The 22,748-nt window shown below is 47.0% G+C and carries 17 protein-coding genes; 5 read left to right on the top strand and 12 right to left on the bottom strand.

The window, feature by feature from the left end; genetic code table 11:
• Window positions 1–74 precede the first annotated feature (74 nt).
• The 4 genes from rsmE to JM642_RS16860 form a co-directional block, all read right to left on the bottom strand.
• Window positions 75–806: a 16S rRNA (uracil(1498)-N(3))-methyltransferase gene (gene rsmE, locus JM642_RS16875; protein ID WP_037414496.1), complete on the bottom strand. Its 732-nt coding sequence runs from the start codon at window positions 804–806 to the stop codon at window positions 75–77.
• Between the two features lie 8 nt (window positions 807–814).
• Window positions 815–1,591: an endonuclease EndA gene (endA, locus tag JM642_RS16870; RefSeq protein WP_086024041.1), complete on the bottom strand. Its 777-nt coding sequence runs from the start codon at window positions 1,589–1,591 to the stop codon at window positions 815–817.
• Window positions 1,592–1,717: 126 nt separating this feature from the next.
• On the bottom strand, window positions 1,718–2,332 hold the full coding sequence (locus JM642_RS16865) for a SprT family zinc-dependent metalloprotease (RefSeq protein ID WP_088586104.1): 615 nt from the start codon (window positions 2,330–2,332) through the stop codon (window positions 1,718–1,720).
• Window positions 2,333–2,477: 145 nt separating this feature from the next.
• Window positions 2,478–3,635 carry a hypothetical protein gene (locus JM642_RS16860; RefSeq protein WP_203432198.1) on the bottom strand — a complete coding sequence of 386 codons (1,158 nt, stop codon included), beginning with the start codon at window positions 3,633–3,635 and terminating at the stop codon, window positions 2,478–2,480.
• 369 nt (window positions 3,636–4,004) lie between these two features.
• Here JM642_RS16860 and JM642_RS16855 point away from each other — a divergent pair, with 369 nt between their 5' ends.
• Complete coding sequence (locus JM642_RS16855; protein WP_085562403.1) at window positions 4,005–4,802, top strand: OXA-48 family class D beta-lactamase OXA-547; 798 nt, start codon at window positions 4,005–4,007, stop codon at window positions 4,800–4,802.
• 301 nt (window positions 4,803–5,103) lie between these two features.
• Here the strand turns inward: JM642_RS16855 and JM642_RS16850 are convergent, their stop codons facing one another.
• Complete coding sequence (locus JM642_RS16850) at window positions 5,104–6,015, bottom strand: LysR family transcriptional regulator (RefSeq protein ID WP_015586033.1); 912 nt, start codon at window positions 6,013–6,015, stop codon at window positions 5,104–5,106.
• A 122-nt stretch (window positions 6,016–6,137) separates the two neighbouring features.
• Between JM642_RS16850 and JM642_RS16845 the strand changes: the two genes are divergently transcribed.
• The 3 genes from JM642_RS16845 (at window position 6,138) to fusA (ending at window position 14,864) form a co-directional block, all read left to right on the top strand.
• Complete coding sequence (locus tag JM642_RS16845; protein ID WP_203432197.1) at window positions 6,138–10,691, top strand: biotin carboxylase N-terminal domain-containing protein; 4,554 nt, start codon at window positions 6,138–6,140, stop codon at window positions 10,689–10,691.
• A gap of 189 nt (window positions 10,692–10,880) precedes the next feature.
• Window positions 10,881–12,332 (top strand): diguanylate cyclase, encoded by a 1,452-nt coding sequence (locus JM642_RS16840; protein WP_203433854.1) that lies wholly within the window; start codon window positions 10,881–10,883, stop codon window positions 12,330–12,332.
• A 438-nt stretch (window positions 12,333–12,770) separates the two neighbouring features.
• Entirely contained in the window at window positions 12,771–14,864 is a 2,094-nt protein-coding gene (gene fusA / locus JM642_RS16835; protein ID WP_055648166.1) for an elongation factor G, read from the top strand.
• A 107-nt stretch (window positions 14,865–14,971) separates the two neighbouring features.
• On the opposite strand, the gene JM642_RS16830 is transcribed toward fusA, so the two are convergent.
• Window positions 14,972–15,853, bottom strand: coding sequence for a LysR family transcriptional regulator (locus JM642_RS16830; RefSeq protein WP_069453512.1), 882 nt, complete (start codon window positions 15,851–15,853; stop codon window positions 14,972–14,974).
• A gap of 94 nt (window positions 15,854–15,947) precedes the next feature.
• Here JM642_RS16830 and JM642_RS16825 point away from each other — a divergent pair, with 94 nt between their 5' ends.
• A complete protein-coding gene (locus JM642_RS16825; RefSeq protein ID WP_037414512.1) occupies window positions 15,948–16,100 on the top strand; it encodes a hypothetical protein in 153 nt (50 codons plus the stop codon).
• A 166-nt stretch (window positions 16,101–16,266) separates the two neighbouring features.
• Here the strand turns inward: JM642_RS16825 and napB are convergent, their stop codons facing one another.
• From napB to JM642_RS16795, 6 genes are all read right to left on the bottom strand, one after another.
• Entirely contained in the window at window positions 16,267–16,698 is a 432-nt protein-coding gene (napB, locus tag JM642_RS16820) for a nitrate reductase cytochrome c-type subunit NapB (protein WP_203432196.1), read from the bottom strand.
• Window positions 16,695–17,648, bottom strand: coding sequence for a quinol dehydrogenase ferredoxin subunit NapH (napH, locus tag JM642_RS16815; RefSeq protein ID WP_239000462.1), 954 nt, complete (start codon window positions 17,646–17,648; stop codon window positions 16,695–16,697). The genes napB and napH overlap by 4 nt, the downstream gene beginning before the upstream one ends.
• A gap of 41 nt (window positions 17,649–17,689) precedes the next feature.
• Complete coding sequence (napG, locus tag JM642_RS16810; protein WP_047535020.1) at window positions 17,690–18,424, bottom strand: ferredoxin-type protein NapG; 735 nt, start codon at window positions 18,422–18,424, stop codon at window positions 17,690–17,692.
• 51 nt (window positions 18,425–18,475) lie between these two features.
• Complete coding sequence (gene napA, locus JM642_RS16805) at window positions 18,476–20,956, bottom strand: nitrate reductase catalytic subunit NapA (RefSeq protein WP_169548346.1); 2,481 nt, start codon at window positions 20,954–20,956, stop codon at window positions 18,476–18,478.
• On the bottom strand, window positions 20,953–21,237 hold the full coding sequence (locus tag JM642_RS16800; RefSeq protein ID WP_037414522.1) for a chaperone NapD: 285 nt from the start codon (window positions 21,235–21,237) through the stop codon (window positions 20,953–20,955). The genes napA and JM642_RS16800 overlap by 4 nt, the downstream gene beginning before the upstream one ends.
• A gap of 268 nt (window positions 21,238–21,505) precedes the next feature.
• A complete protein-coding gene (locus JM642_RS16795) occupies window positions 21,506–22,732 on the bottom strand; it encodes a lipocalin-like domain-containing protein (protein ID WP_186295961.1) in 1,227 nt (408 codons plus the stop codon).
• Between the last annotated feature and the right edge of the window lie 16 nt (window positions 22,733–22,748).

The following is a 22,748-nucleotide window of genomic DNA, read 5'->3' as shown; positions in this document are numbered from 1 at the left end:
TTATTGGTTGCCGTCGCAGGCAAAAAGCATTTATGGATTAGCCAGTAACCGATTTGCTAGTTAGCGGTTAACCTTTAACCTAAATCACCGAATCTAAGTTGCAGCGCGGTAATCGCCGTGAGTGAGGCGGTTTCGGTGCGCAGCACTCGGGGGCCGAGTAATACGTCGGTAAACTGATAGGTTTCCGTCATAGCGATTTCTTCCGCCGATAATCCCCCTTCGGGACCGATCAGTAGGCGTACGCGGGTATGGGATAAATCTAAGCCATTGATACCGTGCGCTGCCCTTGGATGCAAGTTGAGTTTGAGTGCGCTGGTCGGTTCGCTGCACCATTGCTGTAATTCCATGGCGGGGCGAACGATGGGCACTTGGCTACGGCCCGATTGCTCACAGGCACTGATCACTATCTTTTGCCATTGCTGGATTTTCTTTTCGAGACGCTCACCAGTGAGCTTGACGCCGCAGCGGTCAGAAAATAGCGGCGTAATGGTATTTACCCCTAGCTCAACGGATTTTTGAATGGTGAACTCCATCCGATCGCCACGGGAAATCACTTGGCCTAAATGCAGATTGAGGGGGGACTCCGATGGATTGGCCTCACAGGACAGCACTTTTACCGTGACCGATTTTTTACCCGCATCGACAATTTCGGCAAGATAATCATTACCATCGCCATTAAACAGGCTAATTTGCTCGCCACTGCCCATACGCAGCACTTTGCCGATATGGGCTGCGCCATCTTCGTCTAGATTCAGCTGTTGGTTTACGGCTAATGGCTGAGGTTGATAAATTCTTGGAACTCTCATTGTCGACCTTATTCGGCTAATTGTTGGCGCAGTGGTGGTGCATTGCAGGCATTCTGCACAAAGGGGTTATGATTACCTTGGATCTGCGCTATGGCGTTATCGCGTTTGCATTCAATAGTATCAACTGGATAGCTTTTATCCCATGCTTTGAACAATTTTAATTGCTGTGAGGCGATTTTAAGGCCATAGGTTTGCTGCATATACAAGTAAGTGCGGGCTATTTTGCCGCGGGCGTGAGCGGGCGGCTGGGCTTGGCGATTCTTAAAGTCGATAACCATAGCGCATTGACCATATTGGTCGGCCTTACCGTTCCATTGGCTAAAACGGAAGTTGCTGCGATCGCCGTTCACTTCACCAATGGCGGGCACCAGATTGTGCATGTCCGCTTCCATCTTATTGAATTCTTGGCTGTTATCGGCGCAGTTTTTACGGCCACCCTTTTGCCAGCATTGTAATTGGTGACCAAACTCCCATGCAGGGACGATATGCTCCCACTCGATACGGTTGGCGCGGGTTTCTTGTTTACGCACTTGATAACCGCAGCTATTGAGATCGGGCTTCCAGGATTTGCCCTTAATTTGGATAGTGCAGCCACAGTAAAAACTGACTGCGGGCAAGGTGCCTTGGCGACTGCCTTGGTATAAGGATTGAGACAAGACCTTGGCTTGGCTAAAACTATTGGGGTGCGAAGGAGAGGCATTGGCTGAGGCCAACACCGCCAGCCAACTGAATAGGCACAGCAAGGTTTGCCGAGACCTTAAGGCTATCTTGGAGTTGTTCAATATTTATCCCAAAAATAATCAATACTACGCGAGCCTGTGGCTCGTCTTTTATGTCTGAATGGTAAGGGAAATACCGCGTCCTATGCAAATCGCTCGTACTTTTGGCAGAGGATTTTTACGCTATGTGGGTTATTTGGCTGCTTCGGTAAAGGTGAGGTGGGTATGGCAGCGTTTACACAGATAACGGGTTTCACCACGCAGTACTTTATTATGGCGACGGATGCTCAGCCTAACCGGACCGCAGGCACAGCGGTACTCAAAGTCTTTCCCTTTAACCGACTGAGTATCGAAACTGTGGGTGGTATTGGGGCTCACCTTAAACAGCTTGAGCATGATGGATTGCCACTCGCGGCCATGGGGTTTGGTTTTGCCAAAGAGTTGGAAGCAGAGTAAGTGGCTTATTTCGTGGGGCACTACTTCGGATAAGAAGGCTTCGCTATTTTCCCTGAGTAATACGGGGTTAAAGCGCAGGCGATTCTGCTGCAAATGCGCTGTGCCCGCACTCCGTCCCCGCAGGGTAAATTGGGTCAACGGCCGCGCAAATGGACGCTTAAAGTAGATTTCTGCCTGCTGATAACAGTCTTCGATACGCGTAAGGATTTGCTGCTGCACTGGTGTCAGTGGCTTTGGCTGGTGTTGTGGCGTGTTGGTTTTCGCCATCTTGGTCGCAGTCGGCGTGGTGATACTCGCGGATGAGATAGCTTTACGGCGCAGGCTATTGAGTAGGGATCTCGGGTTAAACATAGACTTAGGCGTTAACTCTTATTTTGCAAAGCATCAAATGTGGCTAGGTGTGTCAGATGGATACCATGATGCGACCCGATAAGGCGCATAAAGCAAGCGTTCGCATCATAACCAACGCTTGCTGACAATGCCAGTATTGCGGCGGTTACAGGCTTGCCGCGGCCTGCATCACCATAGTACGCACTTGCTCGACAATGGCTTGTTCGGTGGCATTGTCGTAGCCCTTCACCCTCGGGGTGTGGATATGGCCCACCTTAGCGCGGCTATTGAACTTTTGCTGTAACACAATGGCGCGATAAGAAATCTCGTTTGAGAGATACCCACCGCCAGAGCCTTCGACCGAGGTTTCATTTTGTAGCTCGCTTAGGGAACTAGCATTAAATTCACCGCGCGCAAGGGTGGTCACAGTATGGTTATCGTTGACTTTCCACTGACCATCTTGCACTTGCATCGCTGCGACGGGTAATGAAAATTCAACAAATTCAGGGCCGATAAAGTCTTTACCATTGAGTTTTGGGGCGACAGGCGCGGTTTTGCTTGCGCCTGTGTATAGATTTTGGTTATCGGGCGCTGCTGCACTACGGTTACGGCCTGGGAAGCGTTCAATATCAAAGTCGCTGCGCCCCATGCTGACGGTTAAGACAAACTGGGTTTTAGGGTCGCGATAAATGGGGCTGAGTAAGGATTCGATAATACCTTGGTCGAAATCCTCGAAGCGTACTGGGATCATGGCGGTTTCGATTTGGGCCTTTTTGCCATTGATATCAAATTTAAAACCATCGAGGGCGAGGGCGACTAAGCCCGAAGGATTGCTCTGACTGATATCTTTGTCGAGGAAGAAGGGGTCGAATCCCGTCAGGAAGATTTTTATCTGCACATCATCATCGTATTGGATATCACTGAAGCCTCGCGATGCCTTTTCAACCGCGCTGGCTAAAATCTGTTGCTGCCAATCAGCCATTTTAAAGTTAGCACTGTTGTTTTTAATGCTATTTAACATTGACAGTCGCGCCCAATACAGGGATCTGTCATCAAAGTGTCCAGACTGCACATCACGCACGGCCTGTTGCCATAATCTATGCCCTTGGCGGGCGGCAAGTTGGGTAGCGTCGCGTTCATTTTTCTGTGCGGATAATTGATTCGCTAAGCCTTCATCCAATGCTTGATAACGGTTTACCACTTCAGCCATGACTTTTTCAGCGGTAGGAATGCGAGACACTTCCACATCGCCGAGGAGTTGTACGGCACCAGCGGTTTGCGCCACTGTGCTAGCGAGGATAAAAGCGAGGCAGGGCTTTAACATTGGCGTTTCCTTTTTATTTTAATCACTTATTTTGCTGGAAATAGACGATGTTTCTAGGGCGTTCAGGCTTACTTCATCTTAGAAATAATGAAACTTATGCCAAAAAGCCACAATGATTGTTTTGAGTATAAGAGTTTACCTATAGTGATTCGAGGATCTTATTCCTATTTTGCATATCAGATCGATACTGACGAGTTGCTATGATTTTGGACTGGCGTTTAGTTGGGATAGCTAATAGTTAAATCTTGTAAAGCTTGTGCCTGATTGTTGCCACAATTGGTCAGCAGTTTGCTAGGGAATGAGAGGGCAGAGAATGATAAGCTTAGCACTTAATTTGTATGGATATATTGCATTAAGCAAGGGGACGTTATGCGTGTATTAGCCTTATCGGCTGTGTTTTTGGTGGCATCGATTATCGGAATGCCTGCGGTAGCAAGGGAATGGCAAGAAAACAAAAGTTGGAATGTTCACTTTACTGAACATAAATCACAGGGCGTAGTTGTGCTCTGGAATGAGAATAAGCAGCAAGGATTTACCAATAATCTTAAACGGGCGAACCAAGCATTTTTACCCGCATCTACATTTAAAATTCCCAATAGCTTGATCGCCCTCGATTTGGGCGTGGTTAAGGATGAACACCAAGTCTTTAAGTGGGATGGACAGACGCGCGATATCGCCACTTGGAATCGCGATCATAATCTAATCACCGCGATGAAATATTCGGTTGTGCCTGTTTATCAAGAATTTGCCCGCCAAATTGGCGAGGCACGTATGAGCAAGATGCTACATGCTTTCGATTATGGTAATGAGGACATTTCGGGCAATGTAGACAGTTTCTGGCTCGACGGTGGTATTCGAATTTCGGCCATTGAGCAAATCAGCTTTTTAAGAAAGCTGTATCACAATAAGTTACACGTATCGGAGCGCAGTCAGCGCATCGTGAAACAAGCCATGCTGACCGAAGCCAATGGCGACTATATTATTCGGGCTAAAACTGGATACTCGACTAGAATCGAACCTAAGATTGGCTGGTGGGTCGGTTGGGTTGAACTTGATGATAATGTGTGGTTTTTTGCGATGAATATGGATATGCCCACATCGGATGGTTTAGGGCTGCGCCAAGCCATCACAAAAGAAGTGCTCAAACAGGAAAAAATTATTCCCTAGAAGTGGTTAGCGCGTATTTGTGTGAAATAGCCGTCATATAAGCTGTAAAGATATATGGACAAAATGCTGATGCTTGATGCGCTTGTAGTTAATGGCTCATACTTAATCGGTTAGGCCAAATCGACTTAAGCTCCGCGCGTTAACTTTTAGCCTGAGCGTTAGCATCACATTCCTAAACGTAAAAAGCCTAGCCAATTTGCTAGGCTTTTTTGTTATCTAAATGGTCATGGTCACTCAACATTGGGATGTGTATAAAGGAATGGCGATGTCAGTAAAGGTGAATGCCGCTGCGATAAAGTGCCTAGCCCATCAAGGATTGTAGGCTTTCTTGGCTGCTAAAGCGTTTGACGAAAAAGTCCAAGAAGGCGCTGATATTGGTGGCTAATTGTCTGCGGCTCGAATACACCCCGTAGACCTTAAAGGGTTCAATCGGCCATTCCTGTAAGATTGGCACTAGCTGGCCGTTGGCGAGTTCGGTTTTGCAGGCGGAGTTTGATAGCATTGCAATCCCAAAGTCATCGAGGGCTAACTGCTTAACCATTATCGGGCTATTGACCCTGACTTTACGCTGAAAGTTTACCATGGTTTTGCGAGCACCTTTGCCTAAGGGCCATATGGGTGCTGAGCGGGATGTCCCTAGCAGAATACCACTATGGTCGCTCAGCTCCTTAGGTGTTGCGGGGGTGCCGCGTGCTTTTAAATAGCCAGGGCTTGCTACCAGAATTGGTTGACGCTCGAACAGTAATCTTGCAACAAGATCAGAGGATTGCAGTGGTCCATATTTGATAGCTATGTCATATCCTTCACCCACCAAACCGATATCGTTGTCGGTAAACTGGACATCTAATTCCACATTGGGATATAAACGCATGAATCCGCTACAGAGGTTAGCAATTAATTCTTGGCTAAAAGAGACCGGAATGGCTATCCGTAATGATCCTGATACATCATCATGGGTACTCTCGATAACAGCCTTGGCCGCTTCCACCTCATTGCGAATGGAATCACAGTGTTGATAAAAGAGTGCCCCGACTTGGGTAAGACTCAGGTTACGGGTGTCGCGTTGTAACAATCGCACGCCTAGTTGTTCTTCAAGCTGCGCGATTTTGCGACTTATGGTGGATTTTGGGTGGCCGGTTTCACGTGCAGCTTGGGAGAATCCCTTTGCTCTCACTACGGCTGCAAATAGCATCATACCGTTTAAATCTGGCATGTTTTTCCCACTGTCTCATATTTGGAACATAGCGTCTTATGCAGTTTAATGGCATTTGGCGGGATAACAAAGTTATATTTATTGGCTAAAAATTTTCAGAGGCTAAAGCAGAGGATCTTTTGATGACCAGCAATAATCAGCCCAAACACATGACTCAAGCCCAAACGCCCGATCCGCTTTTTTTACAGGCCGAGCATTTGGCAAAGGATTTTTCTCTGTTTCCAAAACACAGTAAACAGAGCTTATCAGAAGAAATTAAAGGTCTTTTAAATGAAGATGCCATTCAGGCAAATTTAAAAGACTTGGCATCGTTAGATGTTGACGGTTATGTCGCAAAAGTGATCCAACCGACCCAAGACAAAGGTCGTCCTGGTGCTAAACGTATCATTGCGGACCTAAAGGGGCGCTTGATTACCGAAACTCACTTGGGCTCTTTCTACAGTGCTGAGGTCGAGTTGAATTTCGGTTCACGCACTCGTCGTATCGGCTTTATTGCTCAAGAGCGCACAACGGCTAACGGTGCATGGATGCCTGAGCATCACTATGCCGCCTGTAAAGCGATTCGTCATTTTGCCGAATTGTCTATGCCTATCGTCTATTTAATCGATACCCCAGGGGCCGATGCAGGCGAAGTGGCCAACAGCCAAAACCAAGCACATTCTATTTCTAAGGCGATTGCCGAGAGTGCCAACGTTGACGTACCGACAGTCGGTATCGTTATCGGTGCGGGTTACTCGGGTGGCGCGATTCCTTTAGCTGCAGCCAACATTCTGTTATCGCTGCGCGATGGTATTTTCAACACCATTCAACCACAAGGTCTACAAAGTATCGCGCGTAAGTACAACCTGTCATGGCAGGAATGTGCTAAATCTGTGGGTGTATCTCCAGAAGAGCTTTACACCGCCGGTTGTATCGATGGCATTATCGATTTTTCTCCAGGTGACCGTGACGAGCGTCAGCACAATTTACGCCGCGCGATTATCAGTAGTATCGAAGCGGTTGAGCGCGCAGCAGTGAACTTTGTACGTGAATCTAAGGATTTACGTGAGCATTATGATCGCAGTTTAGCGCGTTTCCTTAATCCATCTAAAAACTTGATGGCATTAGAGTTAAACGCTGAATTGGCTGTGGCAACGAGCCCAACCAACCACCACAACTTGTTTGGTAGCGCTTACCGTTACCTGCGTTATTTAACGCTGCGTAGCCGTATTCATTCGATCTCTCAGGAGCAATACGGACGTTTGTCACGTGTTAGCGTGCCTGAAGGTGACTTGTTAGCTCGTATCCAGCAAGAGCAAGATCGTGTATTCCAAGCTTGGTTATCTAGCCCCGATAAGCTGGTTTACGATGAAGATCTGAATAAATTGTGGGCGAACTTTATTGCTAAGCGCGATGAAATTTCAACCGAACGTAATATGCTGACACGTTTTATTTTGGGTGAACCAAAAGAAAACTATAAAAAAGCTCGTAAGGCACTGTTATTTAACATCGGTTGGTCTTTATATCACCGTTGGAAGAGCAACGCGGCAAACAACTTTAAGGGCTTAATTCAGCATCTTGAAAATCTGCCTAAGTCTGTAACTCAAGCAAAATGGCCTGAGCTTAATCAATTGACTGTGCTCGATGTCGTTGTAAACGATGAGCTGCGTGAAGACTTTATTTGGCAATGCCATAACATCCTGATTTTTAACTCACTTTACGACAACGTTGTGGGTAGCTTAGCGTCTATCGCGAAAGAAGCCATGATGTCTAAGAGTCTGTCACGCAACTCTGTGAACAATCTACTGCACAAGTCGATTGACCATGCGCTGTCTACTCAGGATACCGCAAACGACAAGGCTAAATTCTACAAGTGGCTTAAGTACTTTATGAGCCAATCTAACCGTGCCGATCTCTTGGTGCGTGTAGAGCAGTGGAAGAGTGTGGGCTTCCCACAACTTAACGACAGTTTATTCGTTATCCTGACTTACTTCTTCGAACGTTTATTGCCTGAATACTTCGACAGTGAAAGCGACCACAGCAAATACACTGGTGCGATTAACCCTGTGCGTATCGGTCGTCGTAAGGACTTCTGGAACCGCTTGACCATGGGTTATCAGGACTTACTGATCCAAAAAGTATTACGTGACGAAAAACGTACCGGCAAGATGACGTGGGAAAATGTGATTAAGCAATTTTTCACTAATTTCGACGAAATCAATGGCGACAAAATGTCGGCTAACTTGCTCAACTTCCCTGGTTTCCGTTTATCCATTGAAGATGCGTTAGATAAAGGTATTCGTCCTTGCGGCCTGATCACCGGTATTGCTGACTTTAAAGAAAAGGGACAAAAAGTCCGTGTGGGTCTGGCGGTATCTAACACTGCATTCCAAGCGGGTGCCTTCGATATGGCGAGTGCCGAGAAATTCTCTGCGCTGCTGATCGAATGTGCTAAGCGTAAATTGCCAGTAGTTTGTTTTATCAGCTCAGGCGGTATGCAGACTAAAGAAGGTGCTGCGGCACTGTTCTCAATGGCTGTTGTGAACGACCGTATCACACGCTTTATCCGTGATAACGAATTGCCAGTATTGATGTTTGGTTTTGGTGACTGTACCGGTGGTGCGCAAGCGAGTTTCGTGACTCACCCATTAGTGCAAACCTACTACCTGTCTGGTACTAACATGCCATTCGCGGGTCAAATGGTGGTTCCAGCTTACTTGCCTTCGACTTCTACACTGTCGAACTATCTGTCGAAAGTACCAGGTGCAATGGCGGGCTTAGTCCACAACCCATTCAGCGAAACCTTAGATAACCAATTGGCGAGCATCGATCCTCTGATGCCAATGCCAACGGCGAAGATTAATGACGTAATCATCAATGCTCTGTCGACTCTGGTTGTTGAAGCGCCTGTTGAAGAAGAAGTGATTGTTCAAAACGATCCTCGTAAGTTAATGAAACCAATTAATAAAGTATTGGTTCATGCCCGTGGTTGTACTGCTGTTAAGTTGATCCGTAAGGCTCACGATAACGATATCAACGTGGTATTAGTGGCGTCAGATCCTGACATGACTGCCGTACCTGCGGATATGCTGAAAGATTCTGACAAGTTAGTCTGTTTAGGGGGTAACACCTCTGACGAAAGTTACCTGAATGCTTACTCAGTGCTGAAAGTCGCCGAATACGAGCAAGTTGACGCACTGCACCCAGGTATCGGCTTCCTGTCTGAAAGTCCACAATTTGCGGCATTGTGTGTGAACAATGGGGTTAACTTCGTTGGTCCGAGCGTGCATTCAATGACGACTATGGGTAACAAGTCGAACGCGATTAAGACTTCACAAAGCCAAAACGTACCAGTAGTACCAGGTTCACACGGTATTCTGACGAACGCTGAGCAAGCGGTGAACGTGGCCAATGAAATTGGTTACCCTGTGCTGCTCAAAGCGGTACAAGGTGGTGGCGGTAAAGGTATCCAGGTCGTTAAACGTCCTGAGGATATGATTGGTTTATTCCAAAAAACCGCTACCGAAGCGGCTGCGGCCTTTGGTAACGGTGACTTGTACTTAGAGAAATATGTAACCTCACTGCGTCATATCGAAGTGCAGTTACTGCGTGACAAGTTCGGCAACGCTAAGGTGCTGGGTTTACGTGACTGTTCAGTACAACGTAACAACCAGAAAGTGGTTGAAGAATCTGGCTCAACTATGCTGCCAGAAGAACTGAAGAAACAAGTGCTGGATTACACCCGTGCTTTAGGTGATGCGACCGATTACATGGGCGCAGGTACAGTTGAGTTCATCTATAACTTAGATGCGAACGAAGTGTACTTCATGGAAATGAACACCCGTCTGCAGGTAGAGCATCCAGTAACGGAAGCGACTTCTGGTATCGATATCGTGAGCGCGCAGTTTGATATCGCTGCGGGTCGTTCAATCGAGCATTTAGAGCCGAAAGAAATCGGTTATGCGATGGAAGTGCGTGTAACGGCTGAGAAAGCCGCACTCGACAGCCACGGCATCCTGCAACTGGTTCCAAACCCTGGCAAGATCACCGAATGTGTATTCCCTGATCATCCAGATGTAGAAATCATCTCGATTGCTGCACCGGGCAAAGAAGTTTCGCCTTATTACGATAGCTTAATCGCCCAGGTGATTATGCGCGGTGAAAACCGTGAAGACGTTATTGCGAAGCTACATGCTTACCTCGACAGCGTAGTGCTCAAAGGTATCGCGACTAACATTCCATTGCTGAAGTTAATCCTAAGCGATGGCACCTTCAAAGAAGGTGTATACGACACTAACTATCTGCCACGCTTTATGGCTGAGCTAGACATTCCAACACTGATTGCTGAAATGGAAGCCGCTGCCGAAACCGTTGGGGTGGATACTGAGTCGCTGCGTGTAGGTGAAAGTAACGAGCTTAAAGTATTAGCCCAAGGCGCAGGTATCTTCTATACCTCTCCAGCGCCAGGCGAACCTGATTTCGTTAAAGAAGGTGATATTGTAACCGTTGAGCAAACCCTTGCCTTGACTGAAGCAATGAAGATGTTCTCGCAGGTTAACTTGGCTGGCTTTAACCGCCAAGGCGCAGTGCTCTATCCTGAGGATAAGAAGTACCGCATCGAGCGTATTCTGAACAGCAATGGTCAGCAAGTATCGCAAGGTGACCTACTCTTTGTTGTGTCACCAGTTGAAGATTAATCTTGTAAAAATAGATTAAGTAAACGAAATACCCGTCAATTTGGCGGGTATTTTTTTATTGGTAACAAGATTACGTTTCTCAGGTTCGGTGCATTTTTCTGCTTAGGATGAGCGAATTGGTATTATCTTAATATCATGTATACACTTTTTATCTACGTCAGCGAATTACGAATGTATTTGAGAAGCGACATGGGTTGTCGATTTTGGTTTTTATTGTTCTGTTTATGCTCACCCTTAACTGTGAGTGCAGAGCGTTTGGCTTCGCGCTATCTCAAAACCGCTGATGACGGTGCTAGCAGTAGGCAGTTAGTCCGTTACTGTGTTGATCCCGACTGGTTGCCCTATGAAGCGATTCGAGAGGGAAAACATGTAGGGGTCTCATCGGACTATATTCGTTACATTGAGTCCCATTCTCCCCTTAAATTCATTCTTGTTCCTACAACATCTTGGTCTGAAACCCTTAATTTTTTACAAACTGGGCGCTGTGATTTAACTCCAATGTTGAACAAAACCGCTACCCGAGAGCAATTTTTACATTTTAGCCATGTGTATTTTCACTCGCCAAATGTGTTGGTTTCGCTAAAAGAACAGCCATTTTTACAAGGATTTGAAAACATAGGCTCACGAACATTAGTCGTGCCTAAAGGTTATCGTCTCGCTGAGTATATTCAGCAATATTACCCTAGAGTCAAAATCATCGAAGTGGCCAGTGAACCAGCGGGACTCGAGGCTGTGCTCGATAAGCGCGCTGATTTATTTGTTGGGTCAATGTTTTCGGTGAATGCTTATATTCAGCAGACAGGTTTTAACCATCTTAAAATTGCGGGGTGGGGCGGGCCAGAAGATGAACTACGCATGGGAGTGAGTTTAGGCCATGAAGCACTACTGCCGATACTTAATCAAGTGCTTGATGATGTTGATGAGCTTGAGCGAATTAGGATTTACCAGAAGTGGAACAACATTACTGTTATCGATGAGACTAACTATTGGCTTATCTATCAAGTTATTGCAGGTACTCTGCTGGTGATATTCTTACTTGCGACTCGGACTTATTTTATCAGTCGCTATAATCGACGCTTAACCGATAAAAATACACAGCTTGAAGCCCTACGTCGGCAATTAGAACAAACCAATACTGAACTCGAGTTTTTATCTACCCATGATCCGCTCACCAAACTCTATAATCGCCATTACTTTAACCGCCAGTTTGTGCATGAGCATCGTTCTGAGACCGCAACAGAAAGTAGCATCTGCCTTGTCATGTTAGATATCGATTTCTTTAAAGAGATTAATGACACCTTAGGTCATACCGTCGGAGATAATATTTTGATGGAGCTGTCTACAGTGCTGCAGCATTGTGTGCGTGAATCAGATGTTGTTGCCCGTTGGGGAGGTGAAGAGTTCGTGATCCTTTGCCATCAGACTTCAATTACTTTAGTTAACTCATTGTGCCAGCGGATTGCTGCGGCGATTAAGGATTATCGCTTTAGTGGTGATGTGCGGCTCACCTGTAGTTTGGGGATTGCCAAATTAGCGAGTAATGAACCAATGCAGTCCTGCTTTGAACGAGCAGATAAAGCATTGTATCAAGCGAAAGCCTTGGGCAGAAATCAGATTTGTATTGATGAATCCAATGCTTAGTTTGCGAAATTAGATGCATTGCTAAGCCCATTGACACTTTACTCGATCAATTTCACATTTATGCTAATCAACTTTTAGGTTAAACCGAGTTTTAACCTGAGTTGAAGTTTGTATTGAGGTTGCATTGGGCTGGTCTTTTGCCATTTGTGAGTCCTTAAAGTATGAGAAATCTGCAATATCGGTAAAAAAACGCTTATTTTTAGGCTTTTTACTAATTGTTTGAAAACTGAGCTAAATTTTTTTATTTAATTGTTTTAATGCATTTTTCTTATTTTTTTTTAATTTTTTCCGCGACTTTATCGTGAAAAATTGCAAGAGCCATTTGCGCATAGCGGGGTTCCAATTTACAATATGCGCCTAAAATAATCTGATGTGCGGTGTGTCGGTGGTTTGTCGCATACTCCGTCTACTTCTTAAACTAATCATTAAAGTTGAATCATGACCGAATTATCCAAATACAGAAACATTGGTATCTTCGCTCACGTTGACGCGGGTAAAACCACGACCACCGAGCGTATTCTTAAGCTAACCGGTAAAATCCATAAAATCGGTGAAGTTCACGATGGTGAATCAACAACTGACTTCATGGTTCAGGAAGCTGAGCGCGGTATTACCATTCAGTCAGCGGCAGTAAGCTGCTTCTGGAAAGATCACCGTTTCAACGTTATTGACACCCCTGGGCACGTTGACTTCACCGTTGAAGTTTACCGTTCTCTGAAGGTTCTTGACGGCGGTATCGCTGTATTCTGTGGTTCTGGTGGTGTTGAGCCTCAATCAGAAACTAACTGGCGCTATGCGAACGAATCTGAAGTTGCTCGTATCATCTTCGTAAACAAGTTAGACCGTATGGGTGCTGACTTCTTACGTGTTGTTAAGCAAACTAAAGACGTTTTAGCTGCTAACCCACTGGTTATGGTTCTGCCAATCGGTATTGAAGATGAGTTCTGTGGTGTTGTTGACCTGCTAACTCGTAAAGCCTACGTATGGGACGATTCTGGTATTCCAGAAAACTTCGAAGTTAAAGATGTTCCAGCGGACATGGTTGACTTAGTTGAAGAATACCGTGAAATGCTGATCGAAACTGCTGTTGAGCAAGATGACGATCTGCTAGAAGCTTACATGGAAGGCGAAGAGCCATCTGTTGAAGACCTGAAACGTTGTATCCGTAAGGGTACTCGTACTATGGCATTCTTCCCAACATTCTGTGGTTCTGCCTTCAAAAACAAAGGTATGCAACTGGTTCTGGATGCTGTTGTTGATTATCTGCCAGCGCCAGATGAAGTTGATCCACAACCTTTAACTGACGAAGAAGGTAACGAAACTGGCGAATACGCTATCGTTTCTGCTGATGAGTCATTAAAAGCATTAGCGTTCAAGATCATGGATGACCGTTTCGGTGCCCTGACTTTCGTACGTATTTATGCTGGCCGTCTGAAGAAAGGCGATACCATTCTTAACAGTGCAACTGGTAAGACTGAGCGTATCGGCCGTATGTGCGAAATGTATGCTAACGATCGTATCGAAATTGAATCAGCTGAAGCTGGTGACATTATCGCAATCGTGGGTATGAAGAACGTACAAACTGGTCACACACTGTGTGATGTTAAGCACCCATGTACTCTGGAAGCCATGGTGTTCCCAGAGCCAGTTATCTCTATCGCAGTAGCGCCAAAAGATAAAGGCGGCAGCGAGAAGATGGCTATCGCTATCGGTAAGATGATCGCAGAAGATCCATCATTCCGCGTAGAAACTGATGAAGATTCAGGTGAAACCATCCTTAAAGGTATGGGTGAACTGCACTTAGATATTAAAGTGGACATCCTGAAGCGTACTTATGGTGTTGAGCTGATCGTAGGTGAGCCACAAGTGGCCTACCGTGAAACCATTACTCAAATGGTTGAAGACCAATACACCCACAAGAAACAATCTGGTGGTTCTGGTCAATTCGGTAAGATCGAATACATCATTCGCCCAGGTGAGCCAAACTCTGGCTTCGTGTTCAAGTCTTCAGTTGTTGGTGGTAACGTTCCTAAGGAATACTGGCCAGCAGTTGAAAAAGGCTTCGCGAGCATGATGAACACCGGTACTATCGCTGGCTTCCCAGTGTTAGACGTTGAGTTTGAACTGACTGACGGTGCTTACCACGCAGTTGACTCTTCAGCTATCGCGTTTGAAATCGCTGCTAAAGCGGCATTCCGTCAATCTATGGCTAAAGCTAAACCACAACTGCTTGAGCCAATCATGAAAGTTGACGTGTTCAGCCCTGATGACAACGTGGGTGACGTAATCGGTGACTTAAACCGTCGTCGCGGTATGATCAAAGACCAAGTTGCTGGTGTAACGGGTGTTCGCGTTAAGGCTGACGTACCGTTATCAGAAATGTTCGGTTACATCGGTACTCTGCGTACAATGACTTCAGGCCGTGGTCAGTTCTCTATGGAGTTCTCACACTACAGCCCATGTCCAAACAGTGTTGCGGACAAAGTTGTTGAGCAAGTTAAAGAGCGTAAAGCTGCTGAAGCTAAGAAGTAATTCTTAACTTCCTCTAAATAGAAACCGCTGCTAAGCCTAGGCTAGCAGCGGTTTTTTTATGGGCGATGCACTGGTTGACGATAGGTTGACGAGTCAGCATTCAGCATTCACGCTTTTTGTTTACTTAATTCCAGTAGAGCATTTGCTGCGGGAGTTAACGGTAAGTTCTGCCGCCAAATCAGGGCTAAATCCCAAGTTAATGCTGGTTGCATTGGTCTAAAGACTAGTTTGCTGTGACTGAGTTTTTGGCAAATAGGTTCGGGTAATATGGCCAGTCCCATGTCGGCTTCAACCATGGTTGCAAGAAAGTCCCATTGACCACTGCGAAAGGCGATATTTAATTGCACGCCAGCCTTACGGCTGAGGCGAGTTATCAATTTGGCAAGTGAGAAGTCCTCGTTATAGAGGATAAACGGATATGCTTCAAAATCTTGCCAGTTGAGAAATGACTTAGCCGCAAGCGGGTGTCCATCAGGCAGGCAAGCTAACAGAGGATATTTTGTTAGCGGCTGGTTGACTAGCTCAGTCTCATGGGTTGTGGGTAACGCAGTAAAGGCAATATCTAAACTGTTATTTAGCAGTGCCTGCTCGCAGCCAAATCCCCCGTATTCATACATTTGTAGTTCAACCCCTGGATAACGCTTACGATAGCTCGTCAGTAATCCAATAATTAAGCTACTCATCATGGGGCAGACACCGAGTCTAAGCCGCCCCGATTTTAGGCCGCTTAAGTTACTCATATCCTCCTGCAATCTATGCCATTGTCCGAGGATCTCCCGCGCACTGTGTTCAAACAGCTGCCCTGCTTGGGTTAGCTCCACCTTTTGATTGTTACGGATCAGCAGGGTTTCTCCTACGCTTTCTTCAAGCCTTTGGATGATTTTGCTAAGCGTTGGTTGAGTGATAAAGCATTTTTGTGCTGCACGGGTGAAGTTTTCCGTTTCAACTAAGATCAGAAAACATTGTAAGGTCTTGATTGGAATGTTCATGCTCAAATGGAATCCATTGTATGGCGTTAATTCATTTTACTGATGATGGTCTAAGTATTACTTTGAACTTGTTAACAGAACAGGAGATTTGGTCATGAAGTCAACGTCAAGTTTATGGGTAGGTGCTTTGTGGCAGGCGGCGATGCCTGAAACAAAGAATGTGCAAACAGCAAAGGCAGCGCAAACAAGAGTAACGGCTCCGGCGGGTGATTTGCATAAAGCAAAACAACAAGTTAACCCAGCCTAGGCTGGGTTTTTACTTTTCCGTATTTTATCTATTGTCCCGTCTGCTTATTTTTCAGTTCGTCCAACATCTCCCCCACTGAGTTTTTAAGTTTATCTCTAATTTTGTTATGGATAATAAAAAGCCACTGGATGATCAGTGGCTTTGGTGCGGGCAGGGGAGGATTGTTTTACTGAGTTGAGAACTTATTATCAACTAAAGGCGCTTTGTTTTCTGCTTGTGCAACATGGCACTGGGTGCAGAAATAATTATGGCCATTGAGCGTGCCCTTATCGTCGATAACGTGGGATTTCGCCACTGGTGTGGCTTTCATCCGTGGGGCTTTATCCCAGCTATGGCAAGTTAAACAGCCATTTTTATCTAAGGTTATTTTGTAATCATCCTTATGGGGGATGAGTGGCGGTTGGTCAGTAAAACTGCGTTCCAACGCCTTACCGCGAGCTGGGTAAACGGGCATAGCATCAGCGGGGCGAATATCGGTCACCGCGCTATCGCCGGCGAGGGATTTGATATTGACTGGTGTTGCTTGAGAGTCTGCTTGTTGGCCTGAGCAGCCGCCGATGGCTAATACAATCGCGGTTAAGGTGAGTATTTTTTTCATTGGTCATTCTCCGCCTTGGGGGCAATGTGTTGACGAATTGGTGAAGTGGTTGATGGCGAGTGACAATCGGTCGAATCGCCTGAACTAAGTTGAGCCTGAGTGGCCGTAAAACGTGTTTGATAGCGAAATACGCGTTGTGCGCAGACATCGATACAGCGGCCGCATTGGGTGCAGTCTGGGCTAGTGATCACCGGGTTTTGCCCTTTTAACGCTGGCTTTAATACCTGGCGTTCAGGGCAAACAGCAAAGCAGTCCATGCAGTTATCACAGGCACTGGCTTTGCTGGCAACAATTTTGATGGGGCTCCATTTGCCGATTAAGCCAAATAGGGCGCCTGTTGGACACAGGTGGCCACACCAAGCGCGCTCGGCGATAAACAGATCCAGCAGAAATATCGCCGCTAAGATCCATAAACCACTGAGACTGCCAAATAGCACGGCGCGATAGACTAAGGGGACGGGATTAATCCATTCCCAAATCAAGTTGCCCGTGAGCAGTGGCAATAACAGCACGAGTGCCAGCAGGTAATAACGTAAATTACGCGGTAACTCGCTGGTGCGAGGGAGGTTTAGTTTACGTCTGAGCCAGCTTGCGGTATCGGTGACCAGATTGACGGGACACACCCAACTGCAAAACACCCGGCCACCGGCGAGGGCATAAAACAGTATGACCAAGGTTGCACCTATCAATAGGCTAAGCTCGGGAATATGCCCGCTAATGAGCATTTGTAAGCTCACTAGCGGATCGGCAAAGGGAATGGTATCGAGCAGTAAACTGGCCGATAAATTACCCTTAAATAACCAAATCCCTAGTAGCGGCCCCAGTGCAAATAGCCCTAACAAGCCGCATTGCACTGCGCGGCGTAGTAGCAAATATTTATGTGCGCCAAACCAACCGAGTTCTGCAATGGCGGCGGCATGCTCGCCTTGCATGCGGGCTTTTGAGTTCATTGTCTTATGACTTATAGACTTGTTACTCATAGACTCATTGCTCATAACGTCAGCCCCTTATTCAACATCTCTAAGGTGGTTTCCTCGGTGTTGAGATAAGTGTCATGCTCCGCTGCCTTACCGAGTGCTAATGCCGTCGGTAAGACTTTTATGGCGGCGGTATCGAGTACGCAGGCGTGCTCGCATTTGCCACAACCCGTGCAGGTATCACTGTTGACTGTGGGTAAGAACATGGCGTGGTGATCGCTATGTTGATTGCGTTGGCGTTCTAAGGTGATGGCGTTGTCGATTAACGGACAAACCCGATAACAAACATCGCAGCGTAATCCCTTAAAGTTCAGGCAATTTTTCTCATCGATCAGTACCGCAATACCCATTTTGGCATCGCTAATGTGCTCAAGTTGAGGATCAAGCGCACCCGATGGGCAGGCTTTGATGCAGGGAATATCCTCACACATTTCGCAGGGAATGCGTCTTGCGGTAAAGAATGGCGTGCCAGTGGCGGCGCCATCGAACCAACGTGCCAGTGTTAGCGTGTCGTAAGGGCAAGCCTCAACACACAAACCGCAGCGCACGCAGGCCGAGAGAAAATCGCTTTCTTCAAGGGCGCCCGGCGGTCTGCAAGCTTGGGAGGCGAGTTGACCTTGGCTTTTTGCCGTGGCCGTCAAGCCTAATCCCACAAGCCCCATCACACAGCCAGCCTTAGCCGTCGTGGCCAAAAACTGGCGACGGTTGACTTGTTTGACTGTGAATGGACTCTTCACTTGCTGACTCACCTTAGACTCCTTAATCGCTTTCAAATACGCTTATCGCTATCAAATGAGGGCTTAGGCCTTCATCACTTTTACTGGGCACTTCTTAAAGTCAGTTTCTTTTGACAGTGGATCGGTTGCATCCAGAATCAACTTGTTGACTAACTGACGCGCATCGAAGAAGGGCATAAACACCACGCCGCGTGGCGGTTTGTTTCGGCCTTTGGTTTCGACGCGGGTTTTGACCTCACCACGGGGAGAAGCGACTATCACTTCATCACCCCGTTGCAGACCACGGACCTTCGCGTCTTCAGGATGCATAAAGATTTGTGCATCAGGATAGGCGCGGTATAGCTCAGGTACACGGGCGGTCATCGAACCTGTATGCCAGTGTTCGAGCACACGGCCGGTAGACATCCACAGATCGTATTCTGAGTTAGGCTCTTCCGCTGCTGGTTCGTAAGGCAGGGCGAAAATTACCGCTTTACCATCGGGTTTACCGTAGAACTTAAAGCCTTCACCTGCCTTAACATAAGGATCGCTGCCTTCAACGAAGCGGCGCAGGGTTTCTTTCCCCTCAACCACTGGCCAGCGTAGGCCGCGGGTTTCGTGGTAACGGTCAAAGTCGGCTAAGTCATGGCCATGGCCGCGACCGAAGGCGGCGTATTCTTCGAAGATGCCTTTTTGTAGATAGAAGCCAAAGTGTTCACTTTCGTCGTTTAGGTCGCCCTTACAATCGGTAGTCGGGAACTTGTTGATGACACCATTGGCAAACAGTACTTCATAAAGGGTCTTGTCAGCGTATTCAGGCTTTTTAGCGATAAGCTCTGCTGGCCAGACTTCAGACACTTTAAAGCGTTTTGAAAACTCGACTAATTGCCACAGATCCGACTTAGCTCCCTCAGGCGCTTTAACCTGTTGATGCCACATATGGGTGCGGCGCTCGGCGTTACCGTAGGCACCTTCTTTCTCAACCCACATGGCGGTCGGTAGAATAAGGTCTGCTGCCATGGCGGTGACGGTTGGGTAAGGATCGGATACCACGATAAAGTTCTCTGGATTACGGAATCCCGGGTAAATTTCATCGTTGATATTCGGGCCGGCTTGCATGTTATTGGTACACATAGTCCAATAACAGTTTAGCTTACCGTCTTTGAGCATCCGGCTTTGCAGCACTGCATGGTAGCCAGGTTTAGGTGGAATCGTGCCTTCAGGCACTTGCCACATTTTTTCGGTAATCGCGCGATGCTTATCGTTATCCACCACCATATCAGCAGGTAAGCGGTGGGCGAAGGTGCCGACTTCACGGGCGGTACCACAGGCTGAAGGTTGGCCTGTCAGTGAGAATGGGCTGTTGCCAGGTGTGGCGATTTTGCCCGTCAGTAAGTGAATGTTATAGAGCATGTTGTTTGCCCACACTCCACGAACGTGTTGGTTAATCCCCATGGTCCACAGGCTCATAACCTTCACCTTAGGATCGGCATAGGCTTTGGCTAAGGTTTCTAATTTTTCAGGCTCTACACCACTCATTTTTGCTGCGTATTCCAGCGTATAAGTGCTGACGAACTTAGCGTATTCTTCGAAGCTAATAGGGCTAGATTTACCATTGCCAGGGTTTTTGGCTTTCTTCTCTAACGGATGATCTGGACGCAGACCATAACCGATATCATCTACACCGAGGGCAAACTTAGTGTGTTTAGTCACAAAGTCGGTATTTACCGCTTTGTTTTGAATGATGTAGTTGGCGATATAGTTGAGGATCACCAGATCAGATTGCGGATGGAAAACCATCGGGTTATCCGCAAGATCGAAGCTACGGTTCTCGAAGGTGGATAGCACATGCACGCGACAGTCTTTACTGCTTAAACGGCGATCAGATAAACGTGCCCACAGGATCGGATGCATCTCGGCCATGTTGGCGCCCCAGAGCACAAAGTGATCGGCGGCTTCTAAGTCGTCGTAACAGCCCATCGGTTCATCAATACCGAAGGTACGCATAAACCCAACGACCGCTGAGGCCATACAGTGGCGGGCGTTAGGGTCGATGTTGTTGGTTAAGAATCCAGCTTTATGCAGTTTAGATGCTGCGTAACCTTCCCAAATCGTCCACTGACCAGAACCGAACATACCGACAGAGGTTGGGCCTTTAGTGGCGATGCTGTGTTTCCACTTAGCGGCCATAGTATCGAAGGCGACATCCCAACTGACTGGGGTAAACTCGCCTTCTTTATGATATTTGCCGTCTTTCATGCGTAGTAATGGCGTGGTTAATCTGTCCTTGCCGTACATGATTTTCGACAGGAAGTAACCTTTAATACAGTTTAGCCCGCGGTTAACTGGGCTTTCAGGATCGCCTTTGGTGGCAACCACTTTACCCGCTTTAGTACCGACTAATACGCTACAACCCACACCGCAAAAACGGCAGGGGGCTTTGTCCCACTTGATGTTATCTGACTCGGCGGCTTCAACCATTTTCACGGGAAGCGTGACGCCAACGGCCGTCGCAGCGGCAACCGCTGCGTTAGCCTTGAGAAACTCGCGGCGGCTAATGCTCATAGTGTTTCCTCACTCTCTTTTTCTAACAGTTCTTGTTCTAGGGGTTCTACTTGGTGGTAAATCAAACTGGCGGATAACACACCGGACAGGCCATTGATGGCTTCAACATTGTCGAGAATGGCTTTTTGGGTATTCCCTTCGAGGGTAATAACCAACTTGCCTTCGGGTGAAATGGCGTGGATATCGCAGCCTTTTAACGCGGCAATATCGGCTTCAACCTGTTGCAAGGCATTAGGGGCTGCATGTACCACGAGGCTGGTGACATGGTATTCCTGACTCATAGCGGTGACCTTTATCTTGAGATGCACTCAGCTGCTTTGCATAAACATCTGTACAACTGAATGTGGATAACTGCGAGTCTAGACCTGATAAAAAATGTGGGTATACCTCACAAGAGGTATTGCAGGGGATAGTCGATCGGGATCAAAGTTTTGCGCGTGATCTAACTCTCAGTTTGAAATTTAAACAATCGCTATCTCTTTGGAGAGGGAATGGCGAGATTGGTTAGATTAGCGAAAGATCCGGCAGTCAAACATCACTATAAGTGGATTAATATCCCGTCAGCTCCATATAACCCATGCCGGTGTGACTACCGCTAAGTTTAATCGGACCTTCCCAATAGGAGGTGGATAACGCCATGGCGCTATTGGGATTTAACGGTGAGATGCGGATATCGATTTGCTCACTCGGGATTTGGACTTGCCAGCTTACAGGGTATTTGCCGGAGCGGGTGGTTTGCCATTCAAGCGGCGTCATTTTTATTCCATCTGGCATGTCTCGGGAGTTGATCTTGCGGCCTGTGCCATCGGCAAACATTCGTCTGGCGCTGTAAAAGGCTAATGGAGTTTGAGATTTATCGGTGGATTGCTCCCTTAACTGAAAGAGCATTAGCGCCGAACCATCATTGAGGCGCAGGGCAAACCAATCCCAACCCTGCTGGCTTTTAGTTAAAAATTGTGAGCTCCATTCTCTGTCTAGCCAGCCTTGGCCAGTGACTTTCTCTACCCGACTTTCGGCTTGGCCATTGATGTTGATATGGCGGGTGATCTGGCCAGTAATGCTGATAAAAGGTTGACTGTAGTAGTAGGAAGCGACATTCCCCTCGCGGTTTTTAATGCTATAGCCATTATCGCCTTGATATTGCAGCGGTGCTTGGCTGGTCAGCGTTAGCTCGTAACTAAAGTCTGTGGTCTCAACCCTTAATGTTGCCGGAAATAACTCGCTCGATTCACTCTGCCATTGCCAGTTATCGAGATAAATTTGATAGGGATTGGCATTGACGCCGGCAAGCTTTGGATGACCGCGAGACCATTTCTCATGGGCCAGATGTGCCGCGCTAGAGGTCAGTGCGCTATGGGCAAAATAGAGTTGTTCAGTGGCCCAAGCGGAGTTAAGGGTAGTCGGTTGCGCATTTTGCGATTCTGTATATTGAGGTTTTAGTGCCACCCTAAATTGGGTCCATTGCGCGCCAAGTTGCTCACCTTTTTCGGTGGTTAAGTTAGCGGTGAGATACCACCATTCTTGCCGAAAGCCGTTGTGGGCAAGATGATCTTGGGGAAAGTGAAACTGATGCTCAGGTGTCACCTTGGCAAAGGCTTGTTGCGTTGAAGTTGTGGTTTCGCCTTCTTTTGTTTGCCCTAGCAAAGCTCCCATGGATTTGGATTCTGAAACGCTCGCGGGCGCATTATCGCAGCCGCTTATCGTGAAAAAGAGTAATCCACCGATGATGAGTTGACTGATTAAGCGTGCGTTTGTATGGCACTTAAGCCAGTTCATTGTGAGTAAACCATTC

The organism is Shewanella sp. LZH-2, assembly GCF_016859145.1.
Classification (GTDB): Bacteria; Pseudomonadota; Gammaproteobacteria; order Enterobacterales; family Shewanellaceae; genus Shewanella; species Shewanella xiamenensis.
This window is presented reverse-complemented; position numbering and strand designations above follow the sequence as displayed.

What these genes read in the sequence shown, in the direction of transcription:
- napA (WP_169548346.1), bottom strand. Translation starts at nt 20,956, where the DNA reads ATGAGCATTAGCCGCCGCGAGTTTCTCAAGGCTAACGCAGCGGTTGCC.
- rsmE (WP_037414496.1), bottom strand. Translation starts at nt 806, where the DNA reads ATGAGAGTTCCAAGAATTTATCAACCTCAGCCATTAGCCGTAAACCAA.
- JM642_RS16830 (WP_069453512.1), bottom strand. Translation starts at nt 15,853, where the DNA reads ATGAACATTCCAATCAAGACCTTACAATGTTTTCTGATCTTAGTTGAA.
- JM642_RS16795 (WP_186295961.1), bottom strand. Translation starts at nt 22,732, where the DNA reads ATGAACTGGCTTAAGTGCCATACAAACGCACGCTTAATCAGTCAACTC.
- JM642_RS16865 (WP_088586104.1), bottom strand. Translation starts at nt 2,332, where the DNA reads ATGTTTAACCCGAGATCCCTACTCAATAGCCTGCGCCGTAAAGCTATC.
- JM642_RS16850 (WP_015586033.1), bottom strand. Translation starts at nt 6,015, where the DNA reads ATGCCAGATTTAAACGGTATGATGCTATTTGCAGCCGTAGTGAGAGCA.
- JM642_RS16800 (WP_037414522.1), bottom strand. Translation starts at nt 21,237, where the DNA reads ATGAGTCAGGAATACCATGTCACCAGCCTCGTGGTACATGCAGCCCCT.
- napB (WP_203432196.1), bottom strand. Translation starts at nt 16,698, where the DNA reads ATGAAAAAAATACTCACCTTAACCGCGATTGTATTAGCCATCGGCGGC.
- JM642_RS16840 (WP_203433854.1), top strand. Translation starts at nt 10,881, where the DNA reads ATGGGTTGTCGATTTTGGTTTTTATTGTTCTGTTTATGCTCACCCTTA.
- napH (WP_239000462.1), bottom strand. Translation starts at nt 17,648, where the DNA reads ATGAACTCAAAAGCCCGCATGCAAGGCGAGCATGCCGCCGCCATTGCA.
- JM642_RS16855 (WP_085562403.1), top strand. Translation starts at nt 4,005, where the DNA reads ATGCGTGTATTAGCCTTATCGGCTGTGTTTTTGGTGGCATCGATTATC.
- JM642_RS16825 (WP_037414512.1), top strand. Translation starts at nt 15,948, where the DNA reads ATGAAGTCAACGTCAAGTTTATGGGTAGGTGCTTTGTGGCAGGCGGCG.
- JM642_RS16860 (WP_203432198.1), bottom strand. Translation starts at nt 3,635, where the DNA reads ATGTTAAAGCCCTGCCTCGCTTTTATCCTCGCTAGCACAGTGGCGCAA.
- fusA (WP_055648166.1), top strand. Translation starts at nt 12,771, where the DNA reads ATGACCGAATTATCCAAATACAGAAACATTGGTATCTTCGCTCACGTT.
- JM642_RS16845 (WP_203432197.1), top strand. Translation starts at nt 6,138, where the DNA reads ATGACCAGCAATAATCAGCCCAAACACATGACTCAAGCCCAAACGCCC.